The sequence below is a fragment of the Methanothrix sp. genome (assembly GCF_016706325.1).
Lineage (GTDB): Archaea > Halobacteriota > Methanosarcinia > Methanotrichales > Methanotrichaceae > Methanothrix.
Genome location: NZ_JADJJX010000001.1, coordinates 405,007 through 430,817, shown reverse-complemented (window position 1 = coordinate 430,817; position 25,811 = coordinate 405,007). Strand labels below are relative to the sequence as shown.

At 54.2% G+C, this 25,811-nt stretch carries 21 protein-coding genes and 1 tRNA gene; 11 read left to right on the top strand and 11 right to left on the bottom strand.

Features of this window, described 5'->3' with window-relative positions; translation table 11 throughout:
* Positions 1-77 precede the first annotated feature (77 nt).
* The gene (locus IPI63_RS02215; RefSeq protein WP_292476381.1) at positions 78-2,966 is read right to left on the bottom strand and encodes an ATP-binding protein; all 2,889 of its coding nucleotides are present in this window, start codon (positions 2,964-2,966) and stop codon (positions 78-80) included.
* 429 nt (positions 2,967-3,395) lie between these two features.
* On the opposite strand from IPI63_RS02215, the gene IPI63_RS02210 reads away from it, so the two are divergent.
* Together IPI63_RS02210 and IPI63_RS02205 are read left to right on the top strand one after the other, a co-directional pair.
* Positions 3,396-3,965 (top strand): O-acetyl-ADP-ribose deacetylase, encoded by a 570-nt coding sequence (locus IPI63_RS02210; RefSeq protein ID WP_292478181.1) that lies wholly within the window; start codon positions 3,396-3,398, stop codon positions 3,963-3,965.
* The gene (locus IPI63_RS02205) at positions 3,955-4,092 is read left to right on the top strand and encodes a hypothetical protein (protein WP_292476380.1); all 138 of its coding nucleotides are present in this window, start codon (positions 3,955-3,957) and stop codon (positions 4,090-4,092) included. The genes IPI63_RS02210 and IPI63_RS02205 overlap by 11 nt, the downstream gene beginning before the upstream one ends.
* Positions 4,093-4,168: 76 nt before the next feature.
* Here the strand turns inward: IPI63_RS02205 and arsM are convergent, their stop codons facing one another.
* The 4 genes from arsM to IPI63_RS02185 all read right to left on the bottom strand — a co-directional run bounded on the left by arsM (position 4,169) and on the right by IPI63_RS02185 (position 7,809).
* Complete coding sequence (gene arsM / locus IPI63_RS02200) at positions 4,169-5,002, bottom strand: arsenite methyltransferase (protein WP_214066195.1); 834 nt, start codon at positions 5,000-5,002, stop codon at positions 4,169-4,171.
* 144 nt (positions 5,003-5,146) lie between these two features.
* Entirely contained in the window at positions 5,147-5,701 is a 555-nt protein-coding gene (locus IPI63_RS02195; protein WP_214066196.1) for a hypothetical protein, read from the bottom strand.
* Between the two features lie 159 nt (positions 5,702-5,860).
* Positions 5,861-6,646 (bottom strand): ABC transporter permease, encoded by a 786-nt coding sequence (locus tag IPI63_RS02190; protein WP_214080243.1) that lies wholly within the window; start codon positions 6,644-6,646, stop codon positions 5,861-5,863.
* Positions 6,643-7,809 carry an ATP-binding cassette domain-containing protein gene (locus IPI63_RS02185; RefSeq protein WP_292476378.1) on the bottom strand — a complete coding sequence of 389 codons (1,167 nt, stop codon included), beginning with the start codon at positions 7,807-7,809 and terminating at the stop codon, positions 6,643-6,645. The genes IPI63_RS02190 and IPI63_RS02185 overlap by 4 nt, the downstream gene beginning before the upstream one ends.
* A 328-nt stretch (positions 7,810-8,137) precedes the next feature.
* Here IPI63_RS02185 and IPI63_RS02180 point away from each other — a divergent pair, with 328 nt between their 5' ends.
* Positions 8,138-11,563, top strand: a complete 3,426-nt coding sequence (locus IPI63_RS02180) for an S-layer protein domain-containing protein (RefSeq protein WP_292476377.1) — start codon at positions 8,138-8,140, stop codon at positions 11,561-11,563.
* A gap of 202 nt (positions 11,564-11,765) precedes the next feature.
* Here the strand turns inward: IPI63_RS02180 and IPI63_RS02175 are convergent, their stop codons facing one another.
* Positions 11,766-12,089, bottom strand: a complete 324-nt coding sequence (locus IPI63_RS02175) for a carboxymuconolactone decarboxylase family protein (RefSeq protein WP_214065253.1) — start codon at positions 12,087-12,089, stop codon at positions 11,766-11,768.
* A gap of 201 nt (positions 12,090-12,290) precedes the next feature.
* The gene (locus IPI63_RS02170; RefSeq protein WP_292476375.1) at positions 12,291-13,214 is read right to left on the bottom strand and encodes a carbamate kinase; all 924 of its coding nucleotides are present in this window, start codon (positions 13,212-13,214) and stop codon (positions 12,291-12,293) included.
* A gap of 319 nt (positions 13,215-13,533) precedes the next feature.
* Between IPI63_RS02170 and IPI63_RS02165 the strand changes: the two genes are divergently transcribed.
* A complete protein-coding gene (locus IPI63_RS02165) occupies positions 13,534-14,235 on the top strand; it encodes a phosphoribosyltransferase (RefSeq protein ID WP_292476374.1) in 702 nt (233 codons plus the stop codon).
* Entirely contained in the window at positions 14,232-16,190 is a 1,959-nt protein-coding gene (locus IPI63_RS02160; RefSeq protein WP_292476373.1) for a glycoside hydrolase family 15 protein, read from the top strand. Before IPI63_RS02165 ends, IPI63_RS02160 begins: the two co-directional genes overlap by 4 nt.
* Positions 16,191-16,336: 146 nt before the next feature.
* Here the strand turns inward: IPI63_RS02160 and IPI63_RS02155 are convergent, their stop codons facing one another.
* The 3 genes from IPI63_RS02155 to IPI63_RS02145 form a co-directional block, all read right to left on the bottom strand.
* Positions 16,337-16,534, bottom strand: coding sequence for an Em GEA1 (EM1) (locus IPI63_RS02155; protein WP_214066518.1), 198 nt, complete (start codon positions 16,532-16,534; stop codon positions 16,337-16,339).
* Positions 16,535-16,781: 247 nt separating this feature from the next.
* Positions 16,782-18,029 carry a tRNA uracil 4-sulfurtransferase ThiI gene (gene thiI / locus IPI63_RS02150; protein ID WP_292476371.1) on the bottom strand — a complete coding sequence of 416 codons (1,248 nt, stop codon included), beginning with the start codon at positions 18,027-18,029 and terminating at the stop codon, positions 16,782-16,784.
* Positions 18,026-18,205 (bottom strand): DUF5350 domain-containing protein, encoded by a 180-nt coding sequence (locus IPI63_RS02145; protein WP_292476369.1) that lies wholly within the window; start codon positions 18,203-18,205, stop codon positions 18,026-18,028. Before IPI63_RS02145 ends, thiI begins: the two co-directional genes overlap by 4 nt.
* Positions 18,206-18,325: 120 nt before the next feature.
* On the opposite strand from IPI63_RS02145, the gene IPI63_RS02140 reads away from it, so the two are divergent.
* The gene (locus IPI63_RS02140; RefSeq protein ID WP_292476368.1) at positions 18,326-19,399 is read left to right on the top strand and encodes a lysylphosphatidylglycerol synthase transmembrane domain-containing protein; all 1,074 of its coding nucleotides are present in this window, start codon (positions 18,326-18,328) and stop codon (positions 19,397-19,399) included.
* A gap of 31 nt (positions 19,400-19,430) precedes the next feature.
* A tRNA-Pro gene (locus tag IPI63_RS02135) sits at positions 19,431-19,505 on the top strand.
* A gap of 33 nt (positions 19,506-19,538) precedes the next feature.
* On the opposite strand, the gene IPI63_RS02130 is transcribed toward IPI63_RS02135, so the two are convergent.
* Positions 19,539-20,537 carry a methyltransferase gene (locus tag IPI63_RS02130; protein ID WP_214066514.1) on the bottom strand — a complete coding sequence of 333 codons (999 nt, stop codon included), beginning with the start codon at positions 20,535-20,537 and terminating at the stop codon, positions 19,539-19,541.
* 111 nt (positions 20,538-20,648) lie between these two features.
* Between IPI63_RS02130 and IPI63_RS02125 the strand changes: the two genes are divergently transcribed.
* The 4 genes from IPI63_RS02125 to IPI63_RS02110 are packed head-to-tail and all read left to right on the top strand — an operon-like array spanning position 20,649 to position 25,773.
* Positions 20,649-21,914: an ATP citrate lyase citrate-binding domain-containing protein gene (locus tag IPI63_RS02125; protein ID WP_214066513.1), complete on the top strand. Its 1,266-nt coding sequence runs from the start codon at positions 20,649-20,651 to the stop codon at positions 21,912-21,914.
* Positions 21,911-23,806, top strand: coding sequence for a citrate/2-methylcitrate synthase (locus IPI63_RS02120; protein WP_214066512.1), 1,896 nt, complete (start codon positions 21,911-21,913; stop codon positions 23,804-23,806). The genes IPI63_RS02125 and IPI63_RS02120 overlap by 4 nt, the downstream gene beginning before the upstream one ends.
* Positions 23,807-23,863: 57 nt before the next feature.
* Positions 23,864-25,111, top strand: a complete 1,248-nt coding sequence (locus IPI63_RS02115; protein ID WP_292476366.1) for a 3-isopropylmalate dehydratase large subunit — start codon at positions 23,864-23,866, stop codon at positions 25,109-25,111.
* Positions 25,108-25,773: a PHP domain-containing protein gene (locus IPI63_RS02110; protein ID WP_214066510.1), complete on the top strand. Its 666-nt coding sequence runs from the start codon at positions 25,108-25,110 to the stop codon at positions 25,771-25,773. Before IPI63_RS02115 ends, IPI63_RS02110 begins: the two co-directional genes overlap by 4 nt.
* Positions 25,774-25,811 lie beyond the last annotated feature (38 nt).

Genomic DNA, 25,811 nt, shown 5'->3' with positions numbered 1-25,811 from the left:
CCCGGTGATATTTGGTTCAGGCTCTATTTCAACCTTTCTTCATAGATAGGGAAAACCGCAGGAGCAGTCTGATACACTCAGCTTAAGATCTCTTCTTTGCGGCAGCTGGCCAGAGCCTCTCTTATCGCCTCGATCCGGGTGGGTTTGGCGATATAGCCATCCATCCCCGCTTCCAGACACAGCTCCTGATCTCCTTTCAGAGCGGAGGCGGTTACTGCTATTATCCGGGGGCCATTCTCCGGCCAGCGGCGGCGTATCTCCCTTGCTGCCTCCAGTCCATCCATCTCCGGCATCTGAACATCCATGAATATTATATCGTATCTCTTTCGCTCCAGTGCCTGAATGGCCTCAATGCCGCTGGCCGCCACATCCGCCTGATAGCCCAGCTTATTGAGCATCTTCTTGGTCACTATTTGATTGATTGCATTATCCTCTGCCAGCAGGATATTTAATTCATTATCGATCTGTCTCCGATCTGAGATCAGCCTATCTCGGGCTGAGCCGGGATGTAATTTAGCCAATCCAAGATGGGATGATTCGAGAGCATCCCCGTCATCCCCGATGACTGGATCCACCTGAATTGTGAAATGAAAGGTTGAGCCTTCTCCGACCTTGCTTATAGCCCACATTCTTCCATCCATCATCTCTGTGAGCTTCTTGCTGATGGCGAGGCCCAGTCCTGTCCCCCCATATCTCCGTGCCGTCGTGGCATCGATCTGGCTGAAAGACTGGAACAGACGTGACATCTTATCTGCCGGTATTCCGATTCCGGTATCTTTAACTGCAAAATGAAGCTCAAGTCTTCCATCTTTCAGTCGATTGCTGGAGACGGAGAGTGTGACCTCCCCTTGATCGGTGAATTTTACTGCATTGTTGAGCAGATTGATTAAGATCTGGCTGATCCTTGTGGGATCGCCCAGGATCACCTGAGGGACGCCCTCCTCGATGGTATAGGAGGTCTTTAATCCCTTATCATTGGCGCTGGTTATCACCAGATTCAAAGAAGACTGGATACATTCATTCAGATCAAACGGCCTGCGGTCAAGCTCAGCCATGTTGGCCTCGATCTTCGTCAGATCCAGGATATTATTGATTATGGAGAGGAGGGTATCACCGCTGCTGCGGATGATATCCAGGCATTCCCTCTGTCCGGCAGTCAGATTCTCCTCTTTCTCATCCATGAGCAGGTCGGCCAGGCCTATGACAGCATTCATAGGCGTGCGGATCTCATGGCTCATATTGGCCAGGAATTCTGACTTGGCCTTTGTAGCCGATTCGGCTTCTTCCTTGGATCTTTGCAGCTCCTCTTCCACATGCTTTCTATCTGTGATGTCACGGATGGACTCTATCGCACCCCAGTAGTGGCCATTTGAGTCGTAAAGGGCAGATGCACTTCCCTGAAGATATGTCTCTCCGCCGTTCAGTGCGGGCACATAGGACTCTCCCACCAGGTAGTTGTCCTCTTTCTTCAAGATATCGTAGCTCTTCTCATAATCCAGGCAGATGGCTTCATTCACTGATGAATCGGCTGCAGGATCGCCATCCGGAAAGATGCCCTTTATCATATCTATCAAGATCGGTCTGCGTTTCCCGTAGAAGGGAATGGCATATTCATAGTCTCCTTTGCCCAAAATCTGATCTGCTCCAACTCCGGTCATATTCTCCATAGCCCGGTTCCAGGCGGTCACTTTTCCCTCTTTGTTAATGACAAATGTTGGATCGGGCAGGAAGTCGATGATCTCCGCCAGGCGGCGTTCAGACTCCTGCAGTGCCCTCTCCGCACTCTTCCGGGCGCTGATGTCCAGGGCCACATGAACCAATCCGGTTATATTGCCGTCTGCATCCCGGAGAGGGTTGCTCCGGGAGATCCATGCCCTACCGTCTGGAGTGACCATATCTCCCTCCTGGGACTGGCCCACCTTCAAAGATCCTGCTGCACTGCAGCCTGAGCAGGGCTCACTGCGGCCGTAGAGGAGCTCATAGCAGTGGAGCTTCCTGCACCCATTTCCGTCGACGCCCAGCAGATCCTGCAGGGAATTATTGATCCAGAGCAGGTGCATTGATGGATCGAGATATGCCACTGTGACATTCTTCAGTCCACTGAGAATTGCCGCTTTCTCCTGCTCGGAATTGCGCAAGGAGACCTCTGCTCTCTTGCGCTCCTCAATCTCCATCAGAGTCGTTGTCAGCAATTGGCTCCTCTCATCAAGGTTTATCTTCTGGCGCACGAGCATCAAAGCTATGACCAATCCTATGCAGGCCGCTATTATGGATTGGCTGATCGTTTGCGGATACTCATAACTCCACATGAGAAGGGAGAATGCTCCTCCAATCCCCAGGTGGGGCAGATAGGGCATGATGGATGATCTGCCAATTCTTGAATTGCTCAGGAACTTCAGAGAGTCGGATGGGTTCTCGCTTGCTTGCAGGAGGCCTGCCAGTCCGAATAATAGGTAGCTTGAGATCCAGGCGACATCTTTGAAGCCTCCAGAGATATATATTGATTTTTGCACTTCAATGGCCCAGAGCACATCTGTGATCAGAAATACTGCTGTACCAATGGCAAGAAAGAAGATCGGAAAGCGTCCGGGAGAGTTGAGCTTTCTTAATAGCAGATGGATGGAGGCTGAGAATACAACCAGATCCATTATCGGATAGAATGCTATTATTAATAATTTTGTATTACCTGTAGAGAGCGATGACAGGACTGGTGCGATGATGAAGACCCAGAATACCAGGGCGGCAGAGACCACCACGATGGCTGTATCCAGGAGGATTCTGTGCCGCTCCCGGGTTGAAGCGACTGCATCTGGCAATAGCAGGATGCCTGCAGAAAAGAGAGGATAGAAGGGAAGGTAGCCAATATTCGCGATAGATTCCAATGGATCATTATCGAATACAAGCTCTATTATAGCCCATGACAGCTCTCCAAAGGTCTGAAAGATCATAGCAATGGCGAGGAGCATCCAGGCTTTTTTGAATCTTCCATCCGTTTTTTGTGCTGCATAAAACAGGAGCAGAGCAGAGACTGCTGCGCTTGATATCAATAGGGCGTCATCGATGAGAAGAGAAAGCGAGCTATCCTTAATCCATATAAGGATGAGGATCTGGAGCAGTACCACTAGTATTGATATCTTGGCTGCAGTGCGAAGGGAGGGTATATGCAAATTTTTTATGGGGTCTTTAGGGGCGATCGAATTTCACCTGATATTATATTGTACCTTAACTAAAAAAAGCTTTTGGTATTGGTCCATTTGAGCATCCCTTGGAGCCCGAACAGAGTAATGGAGCCTTGATCAGCAAATATGTACAATATCTGTATTTCCATGCCCCATTTGCCATGGGAAAGCTTCATCATCATCATCCGATTGAAGAAAATAATTGCGGAGATCTGTATGTATAATAGATCAAAAATAATTCATTCTGGAGCAGGAAAAAATCATCTCGGATCTGGAACAATTGAGATTGTGATGGCTGACATCACCACATTGGAGGTCGATGCCATTGTCAATGCTGCTAACAGCTCTCTTTTGGGTGGGGGTGGGGTTGATGGCGCCATCCACAGGGCGGCAGGAGCAGGGCTCCTGGAGGAATGCCGCCGGATCGGGGGCTGTCCAGTGGGAGAGGCCCGCATAACCGGTGGGTACCGGCTTCCTGCTAGATCTGTCATTCATACTGTGGGGCCGATCTGGAGAGGGGGGGAGCACGGAGAGGATCAGCTTCTCTGCAGGTGTTATCAGAGCTGCTTTGCCCTGGCAGAGAAAAACAAGATCAGGAGCATTGCCTTCCCGGCGATAAGCACGGGAGCTTACGGTTTTCCCTTAGAACGGGCCTGCCATATCGCCCTCCGTGTGATGATCGACCATCTGACTGAGAGAGAAGGGGATGAGAGAATGAGTGTATTCGCCGTCTGCTTCAGTGAAAGGGCATTCCAGTGCTATCAGGAGGTATTTCGTGAACTTTGATATGGTCGAGCAAGAGAAGGGGCTGGAGAAGAGCAATGGGAGAGCAATGGGAGAGCAATGGGAGGGCAATGGGAGAGCAATGGGAGGGCAATGGGAGAGCAATGGGAGGGCAATGGGAGAGCAATGAGAGAGCAATGGAAGAGCAATGAAAGAGCAACGAAAAAGCAATGAGAGAGCGATGGAAGAGCAATGGAATGCTCCTCTCAGGGCTTGACTGCAGTCACCTTTATGCTCAAAACAGAATCTCTGATCTCCTTCTCCTGCTCTGGGGTGATCTCCGGATCCCCGCAGGCTGAGCATCCAGAGCTCTCGAAGATCAATGATTCAACCGGAAACCTGGATTCCGCCACCAACCTGACATCTTTGAAGCCCACGCCCTTGATGATATCGATGTAATCCTCCTTCATTATGGCCCCGGACAGGCAGCTTATATAGGCTTCAGTGCAGTTTTTGACGAACTGGGGCAGCTCCTTGAGCAGAACAACATCAGATACTGCCAGCCTTCCACCGGGCTTCATTACCCGGAAAGCCTCTCTGAAGGCCAGTCTCTTATTGGGGATGAGGTTGATCACACAGTTTGATATGACCACATCCACATACTCATCTGCCACCGGCATGTTCTCCAGATCTCCTTGCCGGAAGTCTATGTTTGTGTATCCACCATTCCGGCAGTTGACCCTCGCCTTTTCCACCATCTCTGAGGTGATGTCAACTCCGATCACCTTGCCCGATGCTCCCACCCTGTTGGATGCCAAGAAGCAGTCAAATCCCGCCCCTGCCCCCATATCCAATACTATCTCCCCTTCAGAAATCGAAGCCAGGGCGACGGGGTTGCCGCAACCCAATCCCAGGTTTGACTCGGGCGGAGCTGCCTGGATCTCTTCATCTGTATAGCCCATCCTCTTGCTCATCTCCTCCTGGGCATCAGCCTCTCCCAAGCAGCACCGGGAGGCGTATTCAGATGTTGCTTGCTTGGCTATTCGGGCATAGCCCGCCTTGACCACTCTCTTGATCTCTCTCTCCTTAAGTGTCAGCATAAGACCCACCAATCCCCGCTCTTCCATCATGACAGGACTGATCATCTGGGAAATCCGTTCTGGCTGCTTGATCACAGCTCATAATTAAGGCTTTTCTTTGACGATGATCAGTCGATGGCGGCGTGAATATTATTTTCCGTAATCTTATACATTTCTTGTATTATTATCATTATTCGGTTTATAATCACCAATGTTTTTTATAAGGGTCTGATGCCGCAACCAGAGGGCGGCGATGACTGCAAGAGATAATACCAGCCAGACGGCAAAATACAGCCTGGCGGAGTTCTCAGTCCAGCTCTGCTGAGAATGGATGAAAGCTGCTGCTCCCAGGGTTACAATCACTGAGAAGAACATATTGGCGGATGGAGCCAGGCCATCCCTATAGGATGTGCAGAAGCGCTCCCATTCCTGCTCTGCCGCTCCTGCCAGTGAGATGGGATTCCTTCCCAGGAATACCCCTATGCGTTTGATCCTGGAATCGGCGGACATGATGTAAAGGTCATAGCTTATCGCCACTAAAGGGACGAAGTAGATGAGCCAGAAGATCCTCGCGATCTCAATTTGAAGATCCACAGAGCTTACTCCAAATAAAACGGTGATAAAAGCCAGCTTCATAGTGATCAGCTTTGCGCGCTCATTCTGAGTTCTTATCTTCTCCTCATGAAGGGCTCGCAAAAACTCCTGATCGTTGTCTTCCATCTTGGCTGCTCCCTTACTCAGTATGTATCCTTTATATTAATAACTTTTGCCTGTTATATAAAACTGATGGCAAGAATGTAACCCTTCGGCTGAATCTCATTCAATAGACCTACTCATATCTGCAGTCAGTCCATATGCATGCTCATATCTGCAGTCAGATCAGTTGACCTCTGTGGTATCAAACAGATAAGCGCCAAGGAACAGCATTGCTGCACAGCATACCCCGAGGACGGCAAAATCGGTCAGGGGCGAGAATGCGCTTGTGCCAATCAGGCAGTACCTCAGCCCGTCCACACCATAGGTGAGGGGATTGAAATAGGCCAGGATCTTGATCAATTCCGGAAATTGGTCCAGTGGATAGAGCGCTCCAGAGAGGAAGAACAGAGGGAAGATCAAGAAGTTCATGATCAGACTGAATCCCGACATATCCTCCATCTTGGAGGCGAAGGCCAGGCCCAGGCCGATGAAGGTCGTCGCAATGAGGATCATGAAGACCAGGGAGAGGATCAGCCCCTGAATGCTGGGAAGGCTCATGCCCAGCATTATCCCCAGGAACAGTATGATCAAGGCCTGAAGAATGCCGGTGGTCAGGCCGCCAGCAGTACGCCCCAGGACGATGGCTATTCTGCTCACCGGCGAGACCATGATCTCCTTTAAAAAGCCAAACTCCCTGTCCCAGAGGACGGATAGGCCGGCAAATGTCGCCGAGAAGAGCAGGGTCATTCCTATGATCCCGGGGGTAAGAAAGCTCATGTAATCAACTCCTTCTGGAATTCCGGGTATCCTGCCGATGTTTCTGAAGCCCATTCCCAGGAATGCCAGGAAGAAGAAGGGGGAGGCAATGGAGCCGAACAGGCGGCTCTTGAGCCGGAAGAAGCGCAGCATCTCCCTGAGCCAGATGCTGTAGATGGCATATAGATCGCCCTTGAGCCTCGCTGCGCTCATCTGCCGCCTCTGGGGGGTGCCATCTCCGCCCTTTTGTTCCTGCTGCCGCTCTCTTCCATCCTCTTGCCAGTGAATTTGATGAAGACATCCTCCAATGTGGGTTTATGCAGGCCGACGGAGCTTATGACTGCATTATTCCTGCTCGCCTCCAGGACTATTTCCGCCACTCTGGATTGGGCATGGTCCACCTGAAGCTTTATGCTTCCATTATCTGAGCTTATGGACTTGATCCAGGAGAATGATTGAAATGAGCGGATGAGGGCATCCTTGTCGCTATCAGTCACCAGGGTTATGGTATCCGAGCCGATGGCGTCCTTGAGGTTCTCCGGCCTGTCCAGGGCAACTATCCTGCCCCGGTCCATGATGGCCACCCGGTCGCAGAGGAAGTCCGCCTCCTCCATATAATGGGTGGTGAGGATGATGGTCACGCCCATTTCCCTGTTCATTCGGCTGATGTACTCCCAGATATAGCGTCTGGTTTGGGCATCCAGTCCGATGGTGGGCTCATCGAGAAAGAGGACATGAGGGCGGTGCATCAGGCCGCGGGCGATCTCCAGCCGGCGCTTCATGCCCCCGGAGTAGTCCTGCATCTGAATGTCTGCCTTGTCCTTCAGGTCGACCAGCTCCAGGACATCGGCTATCCGGGCCTTTCTGAGGGCTGAATCCATTCCATACATCCTGCCATGAAAGTCCAGGTTCTCCCTGCCGGTTAGCATGCCATCCAGAGCCGGGTCCTGGAAGACGACACCGATGGATGATCGAACCTGGCTTCTCTCCCGGACGATGTCGTAGCCCCAGACCTTTGCCTCACCGGACGTTGGGGTGAGCATGGTGGTGAGCATCTTGATGATGGTGCTCTTGCCCGCTCCATTGGCCCCCAAAAGGCCGAAGAGCTCGCCCTTTCTGATCAAGAGATCGATGTTGTCTACTGCAGTCGTCTCGCCAAACCTCTTGGTGAGGCCTCTTGCAGAGATTGCTGCATCATCTACTGCTTTTGCCGGTCTGGCTTCTCTCTCAATGCCATTTGCCAGCTCTCTATCCATCGGCCCTCTATCCATCAGCCCTCTATCCATCAGCCCTCTATCCATCAGCCCTCTATCCATCAGCCCTCTATCCATCAGCCCTCTATCCATCAGCCCTCTATCCATCAGCCCTCTATCCATTAGCCTCTATCCATCAACTCTCTGTCCATTAGCCTCTATCCATCAACTCGCTATCTATCAGCCCTCTATCCGCCGCAGCCCTGGCCCGCCATCCATCTGCATCATCATATCCAATCTCATCAGGCGGCATTCGAAGATATAAAAGGCCAACGGAGAGGAGGGATGCGATCCATTGATATATCTCCTTCGTAATCAATTTATAAATGTAAAACGCCTTTTGTCCTCTAAAGCAGGGTGGAATGAAAAAAACAGTATCGGGCTTTGATATGAGAATTAAAGAGCCCGTTAAGGATAAAAGGGATATAGCATCAGGTACGGGAGGATAATCATGGACTATATCAGGATCGGTGGAGTCTGTCTGCTTCTCATGCTTCTAGCTGCGGCTCTGCCAGCAGATGTATTAGCGCAGCCCTCACCATCATCATCAAACGAGGCTGCCTCAAGCATAAGCCATAGCCTGCTCTCAGGAAGCAGCGCAAAGGAATCGCCGATTTCAGCAGATACATTGTCGAAAAGGAATGTCGGGCTGAAGCCCCTGGGAAGCAAGAGCAGCAGCAGCACATCATCCAGCGCTGCGGCATCTGAGCCGATAACAGCACAGGCTTCATCTGCCCAGGCCACGACACCGGCCCAGACGGCAGCCACGCCCTCCGCGGCAAAAGCTGCAGCAACGCCCCAGAGAGCGGCCCCGGCCAGCCCCCCTGTGCCAGACCAAATGGCATCAAGTGCTCAGGCAGAGTCCACACCTGCTGAGGCCACCAGCTCCACTCAGGCGAAACCCGGGAGTGCAACCACATCGCCACCTGTGAACACCATCACCCCTGACCAGATCGACCAGGGGAAGACGAAAGCAGATTCAAGCGCTGCCAGCACATCTACATCCTCTGCCAGCAGTGAAACCGCCCGGCCGGCCTCTACCAATGCATCCGCCGGCGAGGTCATAACCCCTCCTGAGGATGTTGCCACAGGGACGGTGATCTCGGGTACCGATCCCGCAGCCACTGCTTCCAATAAATCCTCTGCCGAGATCAGTGGGGCGAGGAACGCTTCTGCTGAGCAATCGGCTGAAGAGCGTACAGCAGAAGATGCCTCTGAGAACGAGACCGGAGCAAAATCCGGCGCGGCTGAGAGGGAGGAGGTAGCAGAAGGGGAGAACAGGATCTGGAGTGAGCCTGATAGTCCCTACAAGTACACCTGGACGCCCAGGACGTTCTCTGGATTCTTCTATGATCTGGACAATGAGGTGGGCAGTGAAACGCTAACAGTAAACCTTCAGCCCAATGATAGATCCCTTAAATCCGGCCAGTTGGCCTATTCCACCAAGCCCGAGGACACGGACTTCGAGTTCGATGATTGGGGAAAGTATGAGGTCATAGGCTTTATGGCTGAGAAGTACTTCGCGGGTTATAAGGCAAGCGACTTCTTTAAGCGCGATAGAAGCCTGATAAATGACGGTCAGTTGAGAAAGGTACTGGTCGACAGTGACGAGGAGAAGACTGTTACCACCGGATCGGTTCTAGCCCTGGAGGAGGGCTATGAGCTGCGCATCAAGCAGATAGATCTCAATGGCAATAAGGTCTATATGGCTTTGGCCAAGGACGGAGAGGAGATCGACAGCAAGGTCATAGATCCGCTGAGCCTTCGAAGCTCCACCTACAATTATGAGACCAAGGTCGCTGGAGAGGACACCTCACTGATCCTGGCCCATATCTCCAATGTCTTTGCCAGCACCGAGTCCGCCCTGGTGACCATTGACGGCCTTTTCCAGATCTCCGATAGCTATGCCTCGGTGGAGGATGGCGATAAGTACGGCAAGATGGAGGTGAGAAGCGTATCCGATTCCGGTGTGGACATGGAGAACAAAGACTCCATCACCCTGAGGAGAGGGAGCACAGTGGGGATCTTCGGAGATGTCTCGTTCCTGGTTGCCGATGCCGATGAACTACGGTTTGCCCCATTTGTTCAGAAGACGGGAAGCTATGATGTAAGAGGTACAGTGATAAACCCCTCGGAGAGGGATCGTTTCACCTGGACCCCTTATAACTTCGAGGGATTCTATTATGATATAGATGATGATGTCGGAACTGAGGAGATGACCATCAAAATCAGTGGCGGCAACAAGATCGAGGAGAAGGACCTGGTCTATATAACCAAACCCCTGCCGGTGAAGTTTGAGTTCGATGCCTGGGGCAGGTATGATGTCATCGGTTTCATGGCTGACAAGTACTTTGCCGGCTACAACGATCAGACGGAGTTCACAGACGAGGCCAGCGCCATTGGAGAGGGCGAGCTGAGGCGCGTGCTGATGGACAGCGATGACAGCCGCACCATTGCCAGCGGATCGGTCCTCTCTTTGGAGGAGGGCTATGAGCTGCGCATCAAGCAGGTGGACCTCAACGGGAATAAGGTCTACCTGTCACTGGCCAAGGATGGAGAAGAAGTGGACAGCAAGGTGGTCACCCCATCCAATGATCCATCTGACAGATCCTCCAATTATCTGTATAAGGTAAAGATGGGGGCGGCAAAGGATGTTCCCCTCATTGCTGCTCATGTGGAGAGCGTCTTCAGGAGCACAGAGTCAGATCTGGCTACTGTAGATGGCATATTCCAGATATCCGATAGCCCCAAGTCGGTCGAAGAAGGGGAGATGCATGGCAAGATGAAGGTCGATACCCTTGATCGGGATGAGGTGGTGATGAAGAACGATGGCACCATAAGCCTGTCCAGGGGCAAGGATGTCGATATCATGGAAAATCTGAGGATTCAGGTTGCCGATAGCGATGATAGGCTGCTGGCTCCTGTTGCCACCAAGACAGCGGAGGGGGCTGAGATGTCTCTGACTGCTCCGGATGCTGTGGTGGAGAGATCAACCGGGATCTCTGTCCGGTCTGGAACTGCTCCTCTATCTGGAGTGGCGATCTCAATTGATGGCAGCACCATCGGCATCACCGATTTGGCCGGATCGATCAGCTATACACCGAAGAGCACAGGCACAAAGAATGTTCTTGCCCGGAAGACCGGCTACAAGGATGTCAGTGCCAGTATGGTGGTGAGGACAGCAGCAGAAGCCGCCAATCTCACCGCCGCCCAAAGGGCCAATCTCACCCTGGCCAACCAACTGACCCTCAATGCCCCGGCGGAGGTGGCTGCAGGAGAGAGCTTCTTGATAACCATCACCGAGGGAATAAACCAGACACCAGTTGCTGAAGCACAGATACTGCTGGATGACAGGGTGATAGGAAACACCAGCTCACAGGGTACCTTCACCTATGCCGCCAATTTCACTGGTGAGCACTCCTTGAAGGGAGAGAAGGAGGGCTACAGCCCTGCCAGCAGAAAGATAATGGTGACCTCAGCACTGAAAGTCCTGGAGCTCAACCTGCCAGAGGGTGCTCGTGTCAAGCAGTCCATGAAGATCTCGGCTGTGGTGCAGAACGTAGGCCTGGAAGAGGAGACCATCACCCTCAATCTGATGGCAAATGAGTCCTTTGTCGAGAGCAAGAATGTGACTGTAAGGGGTGGAGAGAACAGCACAGTGCAGTTCAGCTATAAGCCGGAGGAGCCGGGGCTGCATAGATTCAGCGTGGACGGGAAGACAGGAACGGTGAATGTGGAGGAGGCTCAAACCAGCAATTGGCTGATCGGCTTTATCCTCGTCCTGCTAATTGCCATCGGAGCAGGAGTATATCTGTATCAGACCGGAGAGCTGGATCGGCTGCAGCGGCAGATAAAAAGAAAGATGCAGGGGCGATAGAGTCGCGCCATGCATCCTTTTTTTTGTTCTTCACTCTTTTCTGTGGACAGATCTGGGAGGGCGGTTTATCTCGTCGTTGTGCCTTTATTGCTTTGTGGCAAAATCGGTGTGCTTGGGCCTCAGCACAAAGACACCAAGCACAAAGAAGAGTCCTCTGGCCTACAATGCCACATAATTTGGCGAAGAGTCAGATATTAAGAACTCATTTCTCCAGCACTTCGCTCATCAGCTTCATGCTCTTGACGAACGGAGGCATACCAGATGTCAGCAGCACCACTCTCAGCACATCAACTATCTCATCCTTGGTGACTCCGAACTCCTTTATAGCGCTGATCATCTGCTTCTTTGTCGCCCTATCATCGGAGGCGGCGGCATTGATCCCCAGGGCGATGAGCTTCTGGGTCTTATAGTCCAGGACCTTGCCGGTATAGGTGGCCTCATTCAAGGCCACTATTGCCTCGTACAGATCGGGATAATCCTTCTTTACAGTGGCCATACCCTCGCCGAAGAATATCTGTTCTTTCATATGCAGTTCACCAATAGACATGCTACCTGCATAGAGTTATAGATTGCCATCCAAGATGGTCCAAATCAAGGATGGCTCCGATCGCCCATAACTCATTGATGCGGGAAATGGTTTTAGTCCCGGCCTCGCTCCAATATCTCTAATTTTTTTTTAATGGCCTCTCGGGGCATCTTTGGTGGGATGGTGTAGCTTGATTGTCATCTAAGGATCAACCCACGTTCCCCCATCCCCTTCCAAAGCCCTCCTCAACTGCTCGATGCTGCTGATCAGGGCAGAAAGGCCGGTGGATTCAGCGAAGATCGCTGCCGCCTCCACCTTAGGCCCCATAGAGCCCGGGGGAAATTCTCCCCGTGTCAGCAGCCTCCTGGCCCGGGAGGCCTTCATCCTGTCGATGCGCCTCTCAGATGCGCTGCCAAAGCCGGTTGAGACATGGGGCACATCGGTGAGGATGACGAACCTCTCCGCCCCTGTGGCCAAGGCCAGCTTGCAGGCGGTCAGATCCTTATCGATCACCGCCTCAACCCCGGACAGCTCCCCCTTCTCATCCCTTATCACTGGTATTCCGCCTCCTCCCCCGGCAATGACCAGATGGCCATGGCCCACAGCATCCATTATGGTGTGCAGCTCGACTATCTCCAGGGGCCTGGGCGAAGGGACCACCCTTCTCCATCCCCTGTCTGCCCTCTCCCTCATCATCCATCCCCGGGAGCTGATCAACCCCTCTGCCACCTCTTCGGTATAATATGGGCCCACTGGCTTGGAGGGGGTGGCAAATGCGGAATCGCCAGGGTCAACCAGGACCTGGGTCAGGAAGGCTGCTATCTCTCTATCTGGAATCTCATTTCTCAGAGATCGGCACAGAAGATAGCCAATGCTCCCCTGGGTTTCCGCCACCATGATATCCAGGGTCTCAGCTGGTATGTGCTCTCGTGTGGCCTCGATCCGCAGCAGGATCATGCCCACCTGGGGGCCGTTGCCATGGACAAGCACCATTCCCTCCTCCCGGTCCATGAGCAGCCTGACTGCGCGGGCGAATGCCGCTGCCTCTCTCTCCTGAGTCGAGGGATCGCGAGGATCAAAGAGCAGGGCATTTCCGCCAAAAGCGAGAACCGTTGGTCCAGTCATCTCATTCCTCCTCTCTTGCAGAAGCTGGCCCTGTTGAATAGGATGAGGTGAAAGGGATGTCGCTGCTCTCCCCCGGCCATAAGATCCCATCCGCCCTGTTCTGAGCCTGGTCCGGGATCATCTGATGGTCCTCTCCCGCATAGACCACCGTCTCTTTTTATATATGCCTCTCATGCTCCTCGCCCTCCTCAAGGCTCAGATCAGCAGCATCCAGATGAGCCAGCGAATAGAACCTGCGCCGCCTGCCGGGCCAAATCCCCGTAAGTATGCATCTAATATAAATCCCAGCGCAGCGAATATAGATATCGGTGATTCTCCCATGGCGGCAACTGTAATTGAGGATCCGGCCCTCAGGAACAGGCTTGGCGTCTTCAAGGATCGAGATGAGGCGGGAGCTCTTCTGGCCAGATCCCTGGAGAGCCTCAGGGGAAGGGACGCCATCGTCCTTGCCATACCCTCGGGAGGCATCCCCATCGGTCTGGCTGTAGCCGCCCATCTGAATCTGCCCTTTGATCTGCTCATCATCAGGAAGCTTCCCATCCCCGGCAATCCGGAGGCGGGATTTGGCGCAATAAGCCTGGAGGGGGATGTAGTCCTCAATCGCCCCATGGTCAGGATGCTGGGCCTGAGCGATGTGCAGATCGAAAGGCAGGCAGAATCAGTAAGAGAGGAGCTCAAGACCAGGGATCGCCTATTCCGGGGGGGCAGGCCACCGGCGGAGCTGCGGGGAAGGACGCTCATACTGACTGATGACGGACTGGCCTCCGGTTATACCATGATGGCTGCCATCCGCCAGGCCAGAAGAGAGGGGCCCGCGGAGATCGTGGTGGCTGTTCCCACAGCCTCCCTTCATACCATTGATCTGCTGGCCGGGGAGGTGGACAGGATTGTGTGCCTGAATATCAGAACAGGGAGCTATTTCGCTGTGGCTGAGGCCTATAAAGACTGGTATGACCTCTCCCGGGACGAGGTGGTGGCTCTATTGAGAGAGAGCGGATTTCTGGCTGATGATCTCCGATGAGACCGCTGATCATGGGCAACGGTCGGATGCTGATCTGCCAGGATGAGAGAGGCACAATAAGGGATATCTACTTTCCCTATGTGGGCCTGGAGAATCATGGCAACTCCATCCGGGCTGGAATCTACGATCTGGATCGGCGGATATTCAGCTGGCTTGAGGATTGGGATATCGATCAGCACTATAAGACTGACTTTCCAGAGAGCTTTTTTGCTGATCGGCATTCAGATAGGATGCCTCCCAAGGGATATACCTCTCGGGCTTCAAGTATAGGGGAGACAGCATTCCATAATGCCGATCTGGATATCAGGGTTCTGATCTATGATGCTGTGCATCCATCCATACCATTCCTTTATCGGACTGTAAAGGTCGAGAACCTCTCACCTCTTTCCCGGAATCTGAGGCTGTTTTCCAATCAGAACTATATGATCCTGGAGAATAAGATCGGGGAGACTGCAGTCATCGATGGAGATGTACTCGTTCATTATAAGAGGGATCGATACTTCATCCACGGCAGCCGTCCTGTGTTTGATCAGTTTGCAACTGGAACTGCAGAATGGAAGGGGCTGCAGGGCACCTGGAGGGATATGGAGGAGGATGGCGCTCTGAGCGGCAACGTGGTTGTTCAGGGCTCGGTTGACTCCACACTGGCCTGGACGATCTCCGGGCTGCTGCCCCATCAGCCAAGAAGAGTAGATTTTTGGATAGCCATAGCAAAGGGCTATGCCAGTGCAATCCGCATTCACAAGCGGATTTTGAATACAGGAGAAGATAGCATCTGCCGGCAGAGCTTCAACTTCTGGCGGTCCTTCATCGAGCGCATATCGCTCCTTCCAGAATGCAAAGAGATGGGCCAGCTTCCAGAGAATGTGAAAAACATCTTTTATCGCAGCCTGCTGGCTACTGTGGCCCATATGGATGTGAACGGTTCAGTGATCGCCTCCTGCGACTCGGAGATAAAACAGTTTGGAGCAGACCTGTATACCTATTGCTGGCCTCGTGATGCCGCCTGGGCATGTCTGGCACTGGATAGGATCAGATACCATAACCTGAGCGCAGAGGTCTATGGATTCCTCTCAAGGATCCTGACTGATAGGGGATACTTTCTTCATAAGTATACCCCTGCCGGTGACTTCGGGAGCACGTGGCATCCAGTGCCGATGATTCAGATCGACGAGAGCGGCCTGCCCCTTTATGCCCTCTATCAGAACTGGCTGATCTCCAGGGATGTATGGACGACAGGGAGATACTTCTCCTCCCTGATAGCTCCTGCAGCCGATTATCTTGCCAGCACTCTGGACCGGAAGACGGGATTGCCCAGGCCCAGCTATGACCTTTGGGAGGAGAGAAAGGCGGTGAACATCTACAGTGCCTGCTCAGTTTATGCCGGCTTGAATGGAGCATGCCGGCTGGCAAGGCTGCTGGGCAATGATGATGAGGCAGGATATTGGTCAGAAGCAGCAGCGGTGGTGAAAGGGGCAATACCAGGGCTGTACGATGAGAGCCTGGGCCGGTTCAGGCGTTCTCCCTCCGATCCCAGCCTCGATTCATCATTATTTGCTGTCTGGTATATGGGAGTTCTTCCTCCCGATGACAGCCGGGTGGCAAACAGCATGCGGGCAATAGAAAGAGAGCTATTGACCCCCTCGGGAGGGGTGGCCCGCTATACCGGCGACAGCTATCAGGGGCATATGAATGCCTGGATCATATGCACACTGTGGCTGGCTCAGTGGCATATCGCAATGGGAGACCTGTCCCGGGGCTTGGAGCTCATCTGCTGGTGTGCTGACCATGTTGCAATTACCGGCCTCTTGCCCGAGCAGGTGGGGTATGATGGCGCTCCCAGATCGGTTCTTCCCTTGATGTGGTCTCACTGTGCCTTTGTCCTGGCGGTGATGGATTACCTGGACGCCCTGGCACAAGAGAGAATGAGCGGCCATGGAGAAGCCTCTATATAACTGATCTCTCTGCGCTGTACAGCATTGCCTGCAGCATGGCATTTCTGCATTATACAGCATTGCCTGTAGCATGGCATTTCTGCATTGTGCATCATAGCTGCAGAGCATGACATCCTCCTTCCCAGCCGGGAGCCGTATGCAGATCCTCACCTTCCTTCTGCCCGTCTTCGGGCCTTCTTTCCCTCTTCGATCAGCTCCTTTACCTTCTGGCCGCCTTTTTGGCCGATCTTCTCGTAAAACTCTCTGCCATGGGTCTCGGCGGTCTTCATACCTCCCTTTCTTCCCGCCTCCTGCACAGTCATCTTGCCCTTCTCCATCTTTTCCCTTCTCTTCTTCTCCTCCAACAGAACATACCTCCATATATCAGACGGCAGAACCTGGACACACCCTTCCAGCTCCGAGGCCTTCTCCTGTCTTTGCGGCAGTTTATCATTCAGAACTTCTTTAAATATTTATGTTTTGGTCTGAGGCCTCTGCCAACAAGGAAAAAAAGCGGGGTTAAATCCAGGTCAGCAATTCAATCTGATGAGCGCTCTGCGGCCGGGGATGCCAGGCATGGAATAGCAGGCTGAACAATTCCGGTATGCCAGTTCATGCACAATCCCCAATTCCGATCTCCGTCGTTTCGGCGGCCAGTGATCGGGCGATGCCCACCAGGTCCAGCTCCTCCTCCGCCTGCAGGATCTCCTCCCTCCTGGCCCGGGTCATGGGCTTGCTGGGCACAGCTGTGCAGGGCTTCGTCTCAGCAGTCACATCATAGGTGCCGATCTTTCTGGCCAGATTGATTATCTCCAGCTTGTCCATGGCTATCAGAGGATGGTAGACTGGAACCCCTATTGCTGCCTGCTCTGCCAGGATGTTCTCTGCAGTCTGGCTTGCCACCTGGCCCAGGGAATAGCCGGTGACCAGCCCCAGAGCCTCCTCCCTCTCCATAACCTGGGCCGCTATCCGGTACATCAGACGCCGGCAGAGGATGCAGGTGGCGCGGGGATGATGCATCTGGATCTTCTCAATTCCCCTCTTAATGGGAATGGTGATGAAGTTGATCTTCCGGCCGCAGCTCCACTCCGCCAGAACCTCGGCACATCTTTTGGACTGATCTATGGAATCGGCAAAGGGTCGGGAGTCAAAGTGAAGGAGTGATACTGGACAGCCCCTCCTCATCATCATCCAGGCAGCAACAGGAGAATCTATGCCCCCGGAGATCAATGCCAGCATCCTGCCCTGCGATCCCAGGGGCAATCCCCCCAGGCCCGGCACCACATCGGTGAAGATGTAGGCCCCCTCTCTCCTCGCCTCAATGAATATCTCCAGCTGAGGATCATTGAGGTTGACAGCAGCACCAGTGGCCAGACGAACCGCCTCGCCTGCTCTCCGGCCGATCTCCCCGCTGGAAAAAGGAACCCCAAACCGCCGGGGCCGGATGGCAAATGTCCATATGGCTGGGTCTGAGCGTATTACTGAGTCTGAGCGTGCTACTGAGTCTGAACGTTCTGCTGAGTCTGGGCATGCAACCGGGCCTGATCGCACTGCTTCAGCCATAGCGTTCTCAGCCGTCTGCACTGCGGCCCGGCTTATATCATCGAGATTGGGGGGAACAGTCCGAGCAGAGCTGGCGGAGACGACTCCAAAAATCTGGGTGGCAATCCCGGCCGCCCTCACATCAGTGGAATGGATGAATATCCGGCCTGCGCTTCCGGATATCCTGTGATCAACCCCCGCTTTATGCAAACAGATGGCTATATTGCTCTTCAGGATGCGCTCCCAGCTCTGCCTGGTCCAGCTCTCCTTAAGAGCGATTTCCCCGTAGCGTACCAGCACTACGTCCTGGGAAATCATGTTCTGATCTGAGTGGCTTTGATAGATCTCTTTATCTTCTTCACTCTGGAACCAGAGGCGGTATATTTCTGCAGCGGACCGGGCTTCTTATGAGTGACCTCGGCCTTGGTTACCTGCCTGACCTGGCCCTTTCTGCCCTTGATCTTGACCCATTCTACGCTTCCTGTCTTTCCCATGGGACCAACCTATCAAATCCGGATTTAAAAAGGTTGTGATTAGATCAATCCGGTCAGGGGGATTCGTCTTCAAAGACTCCAAACGGAATATTTTTAACCAGCTATCCCATTATCTGATATGTGAAAGGCGAGATAGAGCTTCCTACAATCCAGGCCAAAAAATCAATAGCCTTGATTGCAGTAGGCCTCCTCGCTTACTCTCTTTATCTCTATCATGCCGGCTATCAGGATGTGATAGAGAGCCTGAAAAGCATAAAATTGAGCCTATTTGCTCTGGCCGCACTCCTGGCCCTGCTGGGGGTATTATTTGATGCTCTGGCCTGGAGGTCTATAGTCCTCAAGTTCGACTACAAGGTGCCCATCCGGGATATATTTCTCATCTACCTGTCCTGCGGCTTTATGAACAATCTCATACCCTCGGGCAGCTTCTCCGGGGAGACGGCAAGGATCTACTTCCTGGAGAAGCTCGACGGCGGATCGCGAATCGGCCAGTCCTCGGCCACTGTGGCCACCACCAGGATCATCACCGCCATACCCTTCTTTCTGGGAACAGCCATCGGCCTCGCATACCTGGACCTGGCCACAAATGCTCCCCCCTGGGCTCTGGCCATATGCTATTCCATTGCCCTGGTCCTGCTCGTCCTGAATGGCACATTCTTTGCCATCTGCTTTCTGGACGATTGGCTGGAGAGGATCGCCTTTGCTCTCATCAAGTATGTGGAGATGTTATTTCCCGTCCGTATAGACAAGAGCCAGTGCAGCCGCATTCTGGGCCGGTTTCACCACTCCATGACGCTGCTGGCAGAGCATAAAAAGACCCTCTTCATCAGCACCTTCTGGGCCCTGGCGGCATGGCTATGCATGACCATGGTGGCTGTGGTCGTCTTCCTCTCGATGGGGGTATTCATCCCTCTATGGGCGGTCCTGGCGGTCTATTCTGTCATGATATTCCTGCAGATGCTGCCCATATTCCTGCCCGGCGGCCTGGGGGTGGTGGACATAGTGATGAGCACCCTTTTCACTGCCATCGGCCTGCCCGTGCATACAGCAGTCTCGTCAACCCTCCTCATCCGTCTGGTCCAGTTATGGATGCTGACCTCACTGGGCGGGGTGGCAACTGCTTATCTGGTCAAGAAGATCAACCGGGAGGCCCTGATCGCCGGGGCGGAGAAGAGGTTAGCAAAAGGCTTTTAAGTCCGCCATGCCACTAGAAGCACTCGCTGTTGGGACAGTGGGGTAGCCTGGTCTATCCTCGAGGGTTTGGGACTCTTGGACCGCGGTTCAAATCCGCGCTGTCCCATTTATCATCGATCTGGAGAATCGATTTCAAGTTCTAGAGCACCACTACCTCTTTACAACAGCGGCAAGCCTCTCTCATCTCTCCTGTATCCATTCCTGGAAAATGATCGATCAGACAGAGGTCAGCAGGCTCTGCCCTCTGGAAGAGCCTGGCCAGATCGCCGTGATAGACCTCTATATCGATGGCACCGCTGGCACGGCCCGCCAATACCGGTGCCGTCCCCACTGGCTCAGATGCCTCCTCGGGATACTCTATCTCCTCTATCCCCAGCAGCTCTTGATTGGCCTTCAGGTTGAGGAGGACGTCCTGCACCGCCGGCAGCCAGGCATCATTCAGGACCACTTCTCTCGCCCCGGCCAGGGCGCACATCAGCCCCAGCGTTCCCGGGCCGCAAAGCCCGTCCACCACCCGGAAAGCCCCTCCCTTCAGCATGAGCTGCTCTATTATCCTCATCTTGGGGGCGTTCTGCCTGGAGAACTCGATATGGATCTTCGACTGGTGCTTGTAGATGACAAGCTCTCCAAAGAGGCTCTGGCAGACGTCCGCTCTGAGATCGGATCCGGCCAAGAGCAGATTCTCCTGGGGTTTTTCACCTGCTTTATGCATCCCAGGAATGCCCTGGGAGAGGATAACCCCTCTGATCTCCGAGATCCTCTCCACCATGGCCTGAGCGGCTTTCTGTGATATGTTCTGTCCCTGAATGATCAGCCCCTCCCGCCCCAGGCGGGGTGGATAGGCGAGGGGATAGCCCACAGCTAACAGCGGCGATCCTACGCTTCTTAGAGTATCCCGCTCGTCGCGCAGGCCGAATTCATGCAGAACATGAAGAGCATCGAGCATTACAGCATCAAGCGCCGCCCTACCGCAGGATGGGCACCTCTTTATCCTCCCAGGAAGATCCCGCCAACCGCGGGTCTTGTCCAGATCAGGCTCAGGCGGGCAGTCAGGGCAGGCCAGATACCTCTTCTCTATGTCAGCCAAGACGGCATCTGCAGGCTCGACCATTGCTATTTCGGAAGCGTGGTACCTCATAATGAGCCGATCCTCCAGAAGGACTTTTAACATTTTCCCGAAACAAATATCTTGCCCCGGAGAAAAGTTTGTAAATAAGAAGAGCATTAGGGCGGCGAAGGTGGTTTTGACATGGCGCAAAGAGGCATCAGGGAATATGACGCAAAGAATCTATTGGCTAGATACCTTCCCGAGTACCTCAATGATTTCTCATATAAAGGGAACCTGGTATTGGTTGGGCCTGATACAGATCTGGAGGAGCTGGAGGGAGCAAATCCCTGGCTGAAGACGACCAGGCTGGTGGTCAAACCGGATCAGCTCTTCGGCAAGAGAGGAAGGCTGGGCCTGGTTCTCCTGGATGCTGACTGGGAGGGAGCAAAGGGGTACCTCAGGGAGAACATGGGCCTGGAGGTTACCATAGGAGGAGTAACCGGGAGGCTATCCCACTTTCTCATCGAGCCCTTCACCCCTCATGAGGATGAGTACTATGTGGCCATCAGCTCGGATTATGAAGGGGACAACATCTTATTCTCAATGGCCGGCGGCATCAGCGTGGAGGAGAACTGGGACAGGATGCTCTCCATCCACGTGGACACCTTGGCAGGGATAGACGATCTGGACATAGGCTCCCTGCTGCCAGCAGAGCTGGGAGAGAGAAGGGCGGCAATAGAGAGGTTCATCATCGCCCTATGGAGGTTTTATACTGAGACCGGATTCGCTTACCTGGAGATCAACCCCTTCACCTTCGAAGGCCCCTCTATCGTCCCCCTGGATGTAGTGGCAAAGCTGGATGATGCAGAGGAGTACTGGCAGAGGAAGAGATGGGCGGGCCTGGCCTTTCCCGACCCCTTCGGAAAGACTCCCTCCAAAGAGGAGCTATTCATCCATCAGATCGACTCCAAGACCGGGGCCTCTTTAAAGCTCACCATCCTCAACCCGGAGGGAAGGATCTGGACGATGATCGCAGGAGGAGGGGCGAGTGTGATTTATGATGATACCATCTGTGACCTTGGATATGCCTGTGAGATGGCCAATTACGGCGAGTACAGTGGAGACCCCAATACCGAGGAGACCTACCACTACACCAGCACCATCCTGGATCTGATGACCAGGAGCAAGCACCCTCAAGGAAAGGTGCTCCTCATCGGCGGGGCTATTGCCAACTTCACTGATGTGGCCAAGACCTTCAAGGGAGTGGTCATGGCCCTGGAGGAGTACCAGCAGAAACTGCAAGAGTTCGGGGTCCGGATCTATGTCCGCCGGGGCGGTCCCAACTATGAGCAGGGCTTAAATCTCATGCGCGATCTGGGCAAGAGGCTTGGAGTTCCCATTAAGGTCCACGGACCGGAGACGCATATGACAAGAATCGTCTCCCTGGCACTGGAGGAGAATCAATGAGCAGGAAAGAATACATTCTCTTTGATAAAGATTCAAAGGCATTTGTCTATGGCTATCAGACCAATGCCATCCAGCGCATGCTGGACTTCGACTACATCTGCAAACGCGAGTCGCCCAGCATCTCAGCCATCATAAATCCCAGCAGAGCAGGGATCCATAAGGCATTCTGGGGGACCAAGGAGATAATCCTGCCCATGTACAAGAGCATCTCCCAGGCAGCAGCGGCCTGCTCAGAGGCAGATGTGATGGTCAACTTTGCCAGCCACCGCTCTGCCTTCGAGACCACAATGGAGGCATTGGCGGAAGATACCATCCGCGTCGTCGCCGTCATCGCTGAGGGGGTGCCGGAGAGGCAGTCCAGAGTGATGGCCGCCACTGCCAGAAAGCTGAATAAGATCGTCATCGGCCCGGCGACAGTGGGAGGAATGGCCGCCGGTGCCTTCCGCATAGGGAACACCGCCGGCACCATCGAGAATATCATCGCCTCCAAGCTCTACCGGCCTGGATGCGTGGGCTTCGTCTCCAAATCCGGCGGCATGCTCAATGAGGCCTTCAATATCATCTCCAGAAACACCGATGGCATCTATGAGGGGGTGGCCATCGGAGGAGATCGCTACCCTGGATCGAATATGCTCGATCATATCCTCCGTTATGAGAAAAATCCGGCCATCAAGATGATCGCCTGCCTGGGCGAGCTGGGCGGGGAGGATGAGTACATGATAATCCAGGCCCTGAAAGACAAGAGGATCACCAAGCCCCTGGTGGCCTGGGTCACCGGCACCTGCTCTCCCTTCCTTCCGGCTAGTGTCCAGTTCGGCCATGCCGGGGCCAAGGCCGACACAGAAAAGGAGACCGCTCAGGCCAAGAACGATGCCTTCCGCCAGGCTGGCGCCTATGTGCCCCGGTCCTTCGATGACTATGGAGATGTGGTTCGCCAGGTCTATGAGATGCTTCTCTCTCAGGGCATTGTGCAGAGGTTTGAGGAGCCTGAGGTGCCCTTCATACCCGCTGACTACAGCAAAGCCCTCGCCTCGGGCGAGATCCGCAAGCCCACCACATTCATCTGTACAATATCCGATGATAGCGGGGAGGAGCTGCTGTATGCCGGAAGGAGGCTGTCCGATGTCCTGGACAGGAGGATGGGGATCGGTGGAGTCATAGGCCTGCTGTGGTTCAAGAAGGAGCTGCCCGATTATGCCGCCAAATTCATCGAGCTGGTCATACAGATCGTAGCCGACCACGGCCCGGCTGTCTCAGGCGCGCATAATGCCATAGTGGCCTCCTGTGCAGGAAAGGATCTGATCTCATCCTTATGCAGTGGCCTTTTGACCATTGGCCCCCGGTTTGGGGGAGCAATCGACGATGCTGCGCGGGAGTTCAAGCGGGCACAGGAGACCGGCCTGGCCCCGGAGCAGTTTGTGAATGAGATGAAGAGGAAGGGGATTAACATCCCTGGCATCGGCCACAAGATAAAGAGCGTCAAGAACCCTGACAAGAGAGTTCAGCTGCTCATAAGCTATGCCCGGGCCCACTTCCCCTCGACTGAGCTGCTGGATTACGCCCTATTGGTCGAAGAGCTCACCACAGCTAAAAAGGGCAACCTGATACTGAATGTCGACGGATGCATCGGCATTCTGTTCATCGATCTGATGAGCTCCTGCGGCGCCTTCAGCAAGGAGGAGATCGATGAGGTGGTGCGCCTGGGATATCTGAACGGGCTGTTCGCCCTGGGCCGCAGCATCGGCCTGATAGGGCATATCCTGGATCAAAAGCGCCTCGGCTCCCGGCTCTACCGCCATCCGGCAGAGGATATAGCCTATATGATGCCCTCTGAGGAGGAGATCCAGTGCAGGCCCTCAGATCGGATCGAAGATCGGCAGAAGGGCGTCTGAGATGATGGAGGACTGACATTTGAGAGAGAGAGCGAGCAACACTGAGGCGGGCGGGACTTGGCGAGCATAAGCCAGAAGATCCTCTCCCGTGCCTCCGGCCATCCCGGGATAGCAGAGCCCGGGGAGATCGTGGAGGCGGATATAGATTATGCCATGTCCCATGACGGGACATCTGTCCTGGCCATCCGATCCTTCCGGGAGATGGGCTCGGAGAGGGTCTGGGATCCGGAGAGGGTGGTTGTGCCCTTCGATCACATCGTGCCTGCAAACAATGAAACTGCAGCCGATCTGCAAAGAGAGGTGAGGGAGTGGGCAAGAGAGCAGAGGATATCTCACCTCTTCGACTGCGGTACTGGGGTCTGCCATCAGGTCTTCCCCGAGCAGGGCTTCGCCCTTCCCGGCCTGCTCCTGGTGGGAGCTGACTCCCATTCCTGCACCTATGGCGCTTTTGGAGCCTTTGGTACTGGCGTTGGAGCCACTGACATGGCCGAGATCTACTCAAGCGGCCGGCTCTGGTTCCGGGTGCCCCAGACCCTGGAGGTGCGGGTGGTGGGAGAGGCAGCTCCTTCTGTCTCTGCCAAGGATATCGCTCTCCTGGTGATAGGAGATCTGGGTGCAGATGGCGCCACCTACAAGGCAATCGAGTATACCGGTCCCGCCATAGAGGATCTGAGCATATCCGGGAGGATGACCCTCTGCAATCTGGGTGTGGAGATGGGGGCCAAGGCGGCCATCGTCCCGCCGGATGAGAGGACAGAGCAGTGGCTCCGCGGCCGGGCCCGCCGGCCTTACACCCCTGTCCACTCCGATCCGGGCTCATACCAGAAAACATACGATTACGATATAACTGAGCTTGAGCCTCAGGTAGCAGTCCCCTTCCGGGTGGATAACGTCCGGCCGGTCTCGGAATTGGCTGGGCTGGAGATAGATCAGGTCTTCATAGGAACCTGCACCAACGGCAGGCTGGAGGACCTGGAGGTGGCGGCCAGGATATTGAAGGGAAAGAGGGTCGCAGTCAGAACCCTGGTGATACCGGCATCAAGAGAGGTTCTGCTCGATGCGCTGCGAGGCGGTATCATCCAGACTCTGGTGGAGGCAGGAGCTATGATCGGACCTCCCGGATGCGGTCCCTGCCTGGGAGCTCATATGGGGGTTCTGGCGGAGGGAGAGATATGCGTCTCCACCTCCAACCGGAACTTCCCGGGAAGAATGGGCAAAGGGGGTCTGGTCTATCTGGCCAGCCCTGCTACTGCTGCTGCTTCTGCTCTCCAGGGCCGTCTGGCCATCCCCGAGGTTGGCAGATGAGGTTTGATCTTCACATCCACTCCAACTGCTCAGATGGACGGGACGATGTCAGGACAATTCTGAGGGCTGCTGCCCGCCGGAATCTGGACGGGCTCTCCATTACCGATCATGATACATTGAGGGGATCTCAGCAGGCGATGAAGATCATCCGGGAGGACAAACTGGATCTGATCCTCATCCCCGGAGCGGAGGTCACAACCTCGGAAGGCCATCTTCTGGTCCTGGGAGTATCCGAGCTGCCCCGCCGGGGGCTCAGCCCGGAGGAGACTGCTGATCTGGCCCATGATCAGGGAGGGATAGCAATAGTCCCCCATCCATATCATCCCTTCCGCCATGCTATCGGACGCATACCGGAGTGCGATGCAGTGGAGGTCTACAACTCCAAGCATCTCTTCGGCATAGCCAATGCTCGCGCCTTGATCGAGGCGAGGAGGCGCCGCCTCCCAGCAGTCGCAGGGAGCGACTCTCATTTTGCCGAGACCGTCGGCCTGGGTGTCACAGAGATCGATGCCGGAGATGCTGAAGAGGCGATAGAGGCCATCCGGGCGGGGAGGACGAGGATCATAGGGAAGAGGACGCCCCCCCGGTTTTTCATCGGGAACACCTTCAAGTCGATTTACCTGATCCTGACCACGGGAGGAGGGCGAAGGCGTAAGGCTTAGTTCCGGGATGGACGGACGGCTATGCTTTAAGCGGACAG

Coding starts and splice junctions, on each gene's coding strand:
- IPI63_RS02215 (WP_292476381.1), bottom strand. CDS start 2,966: ATGCTCCTCGCCATTGCTATGATCTTTCAGACCTTTGGAGAGCTGTCA.
- IPI63_RS02210 (WP_292478181.1), top strand. CDS start 3,396: ATGTATAATAGATCAAAAATAATTCATTCTGGAGCAGGAAAAAATCAT.
- arsM (WP_214066195.1), bottom strand. CDS start 5,002: ATGCTGACACTTAAGGAGAGAGAGATCAAGAGAGTGGTCAAGGCGGGC.
- IPI63_RS02195 (WP_214066196.1), bottom strand. CDS start 5,701: ATGGAAGACAACGATCAGGAGTTTTTGCGAGCCCTTCATGAGGAGAAG.
- IPI63_RS02190 (WP_214080243.1), bottom strand. CDS start 6,646: ATGAGCGCAGCGAGGCTCAAGGGCGATCTATATGCCATCTACAGCATC.
- IPI63_RS02185 (WP_292476378.1), bottom strand. CDS start 7,809: ATGGATAGAGGGCTGATGGATAGAGGGCTGATGGATAGAGGGCTGATG.
- IPI63_RS02180 (WP_292476377.1), top strand. CDS start 8,138: ATGGACTATATCAGGATCGGTGGAGTCTGTCTGCTTCTCATGCTTCTA.
- IPI63_RS02175 (WP_214065253.1), bottom strand. CDS start 12,089: ATGAAAGAACAGATATTCTTCGGCGAGGGTATGGCCACTGTAAAGAAG.
- IPI63_RS02170 (WP_292476375.1), bottom strand. CDS start 13,214: ATGACTGGACCAACGGTTCTCGCTTTTGGCGGAAATGCCCTGCTCTTT.
- IPI63_RS02165 (WP_292476374.1), top strand. CDS start 13,534: ATGGCGGCAACTGTAATTGAGGATCCGGCCCTCAGGAACAGGCTTGGC.
- IPI63_RS02160 (WP_292476373.1), top strand. CDS start 14,232: ATGAGACCGCTGATCATGGGCAACGGTCGGATGCTGATCTGCCAGGAT.
- thiI (WP_292476371.1), bottom strand. CDS start 18,029: ATGATTTCCCAGGACGTAGTGCTGGTACGCTACGGGGAAATCGCTCTT.
- IPI63_RS02145 (WP_292476369.1), bottom strand. CDS start 18,205: ATGGGAAAGACAGGAAGCGTAGAATGGGTCAAGATCAAGGGCAGAAAG.
- IPI63_RS02130 (WP_214066514.1), bottom strand. CDS start 20,537: ATGAGGTACCACGCTTCCGAAATAGCAATGGTCGAGCCTGCAGATGCC.
- IPI63_RS02125 (WP_214066513.1), top strand. CDS start 20,649: ATGGCGCAAAGAGGCATCAGGGAATATGACGCAAAGAATCTATTGGCT.
- IPI63_RS02120 (WP_214066512.1), top strand. CDS start 21,911: ATGAGCAGGAAAGAATACATTCTCTTTGATAAAGATTCAAAGGCATTT.
- IPI63_RS02110 (WP_214066510.1), top strand. CDS start 25,108: ATGAGGTTTGATCTTCACATCCACTCCAACTGCTCAGATGGACGGGAC.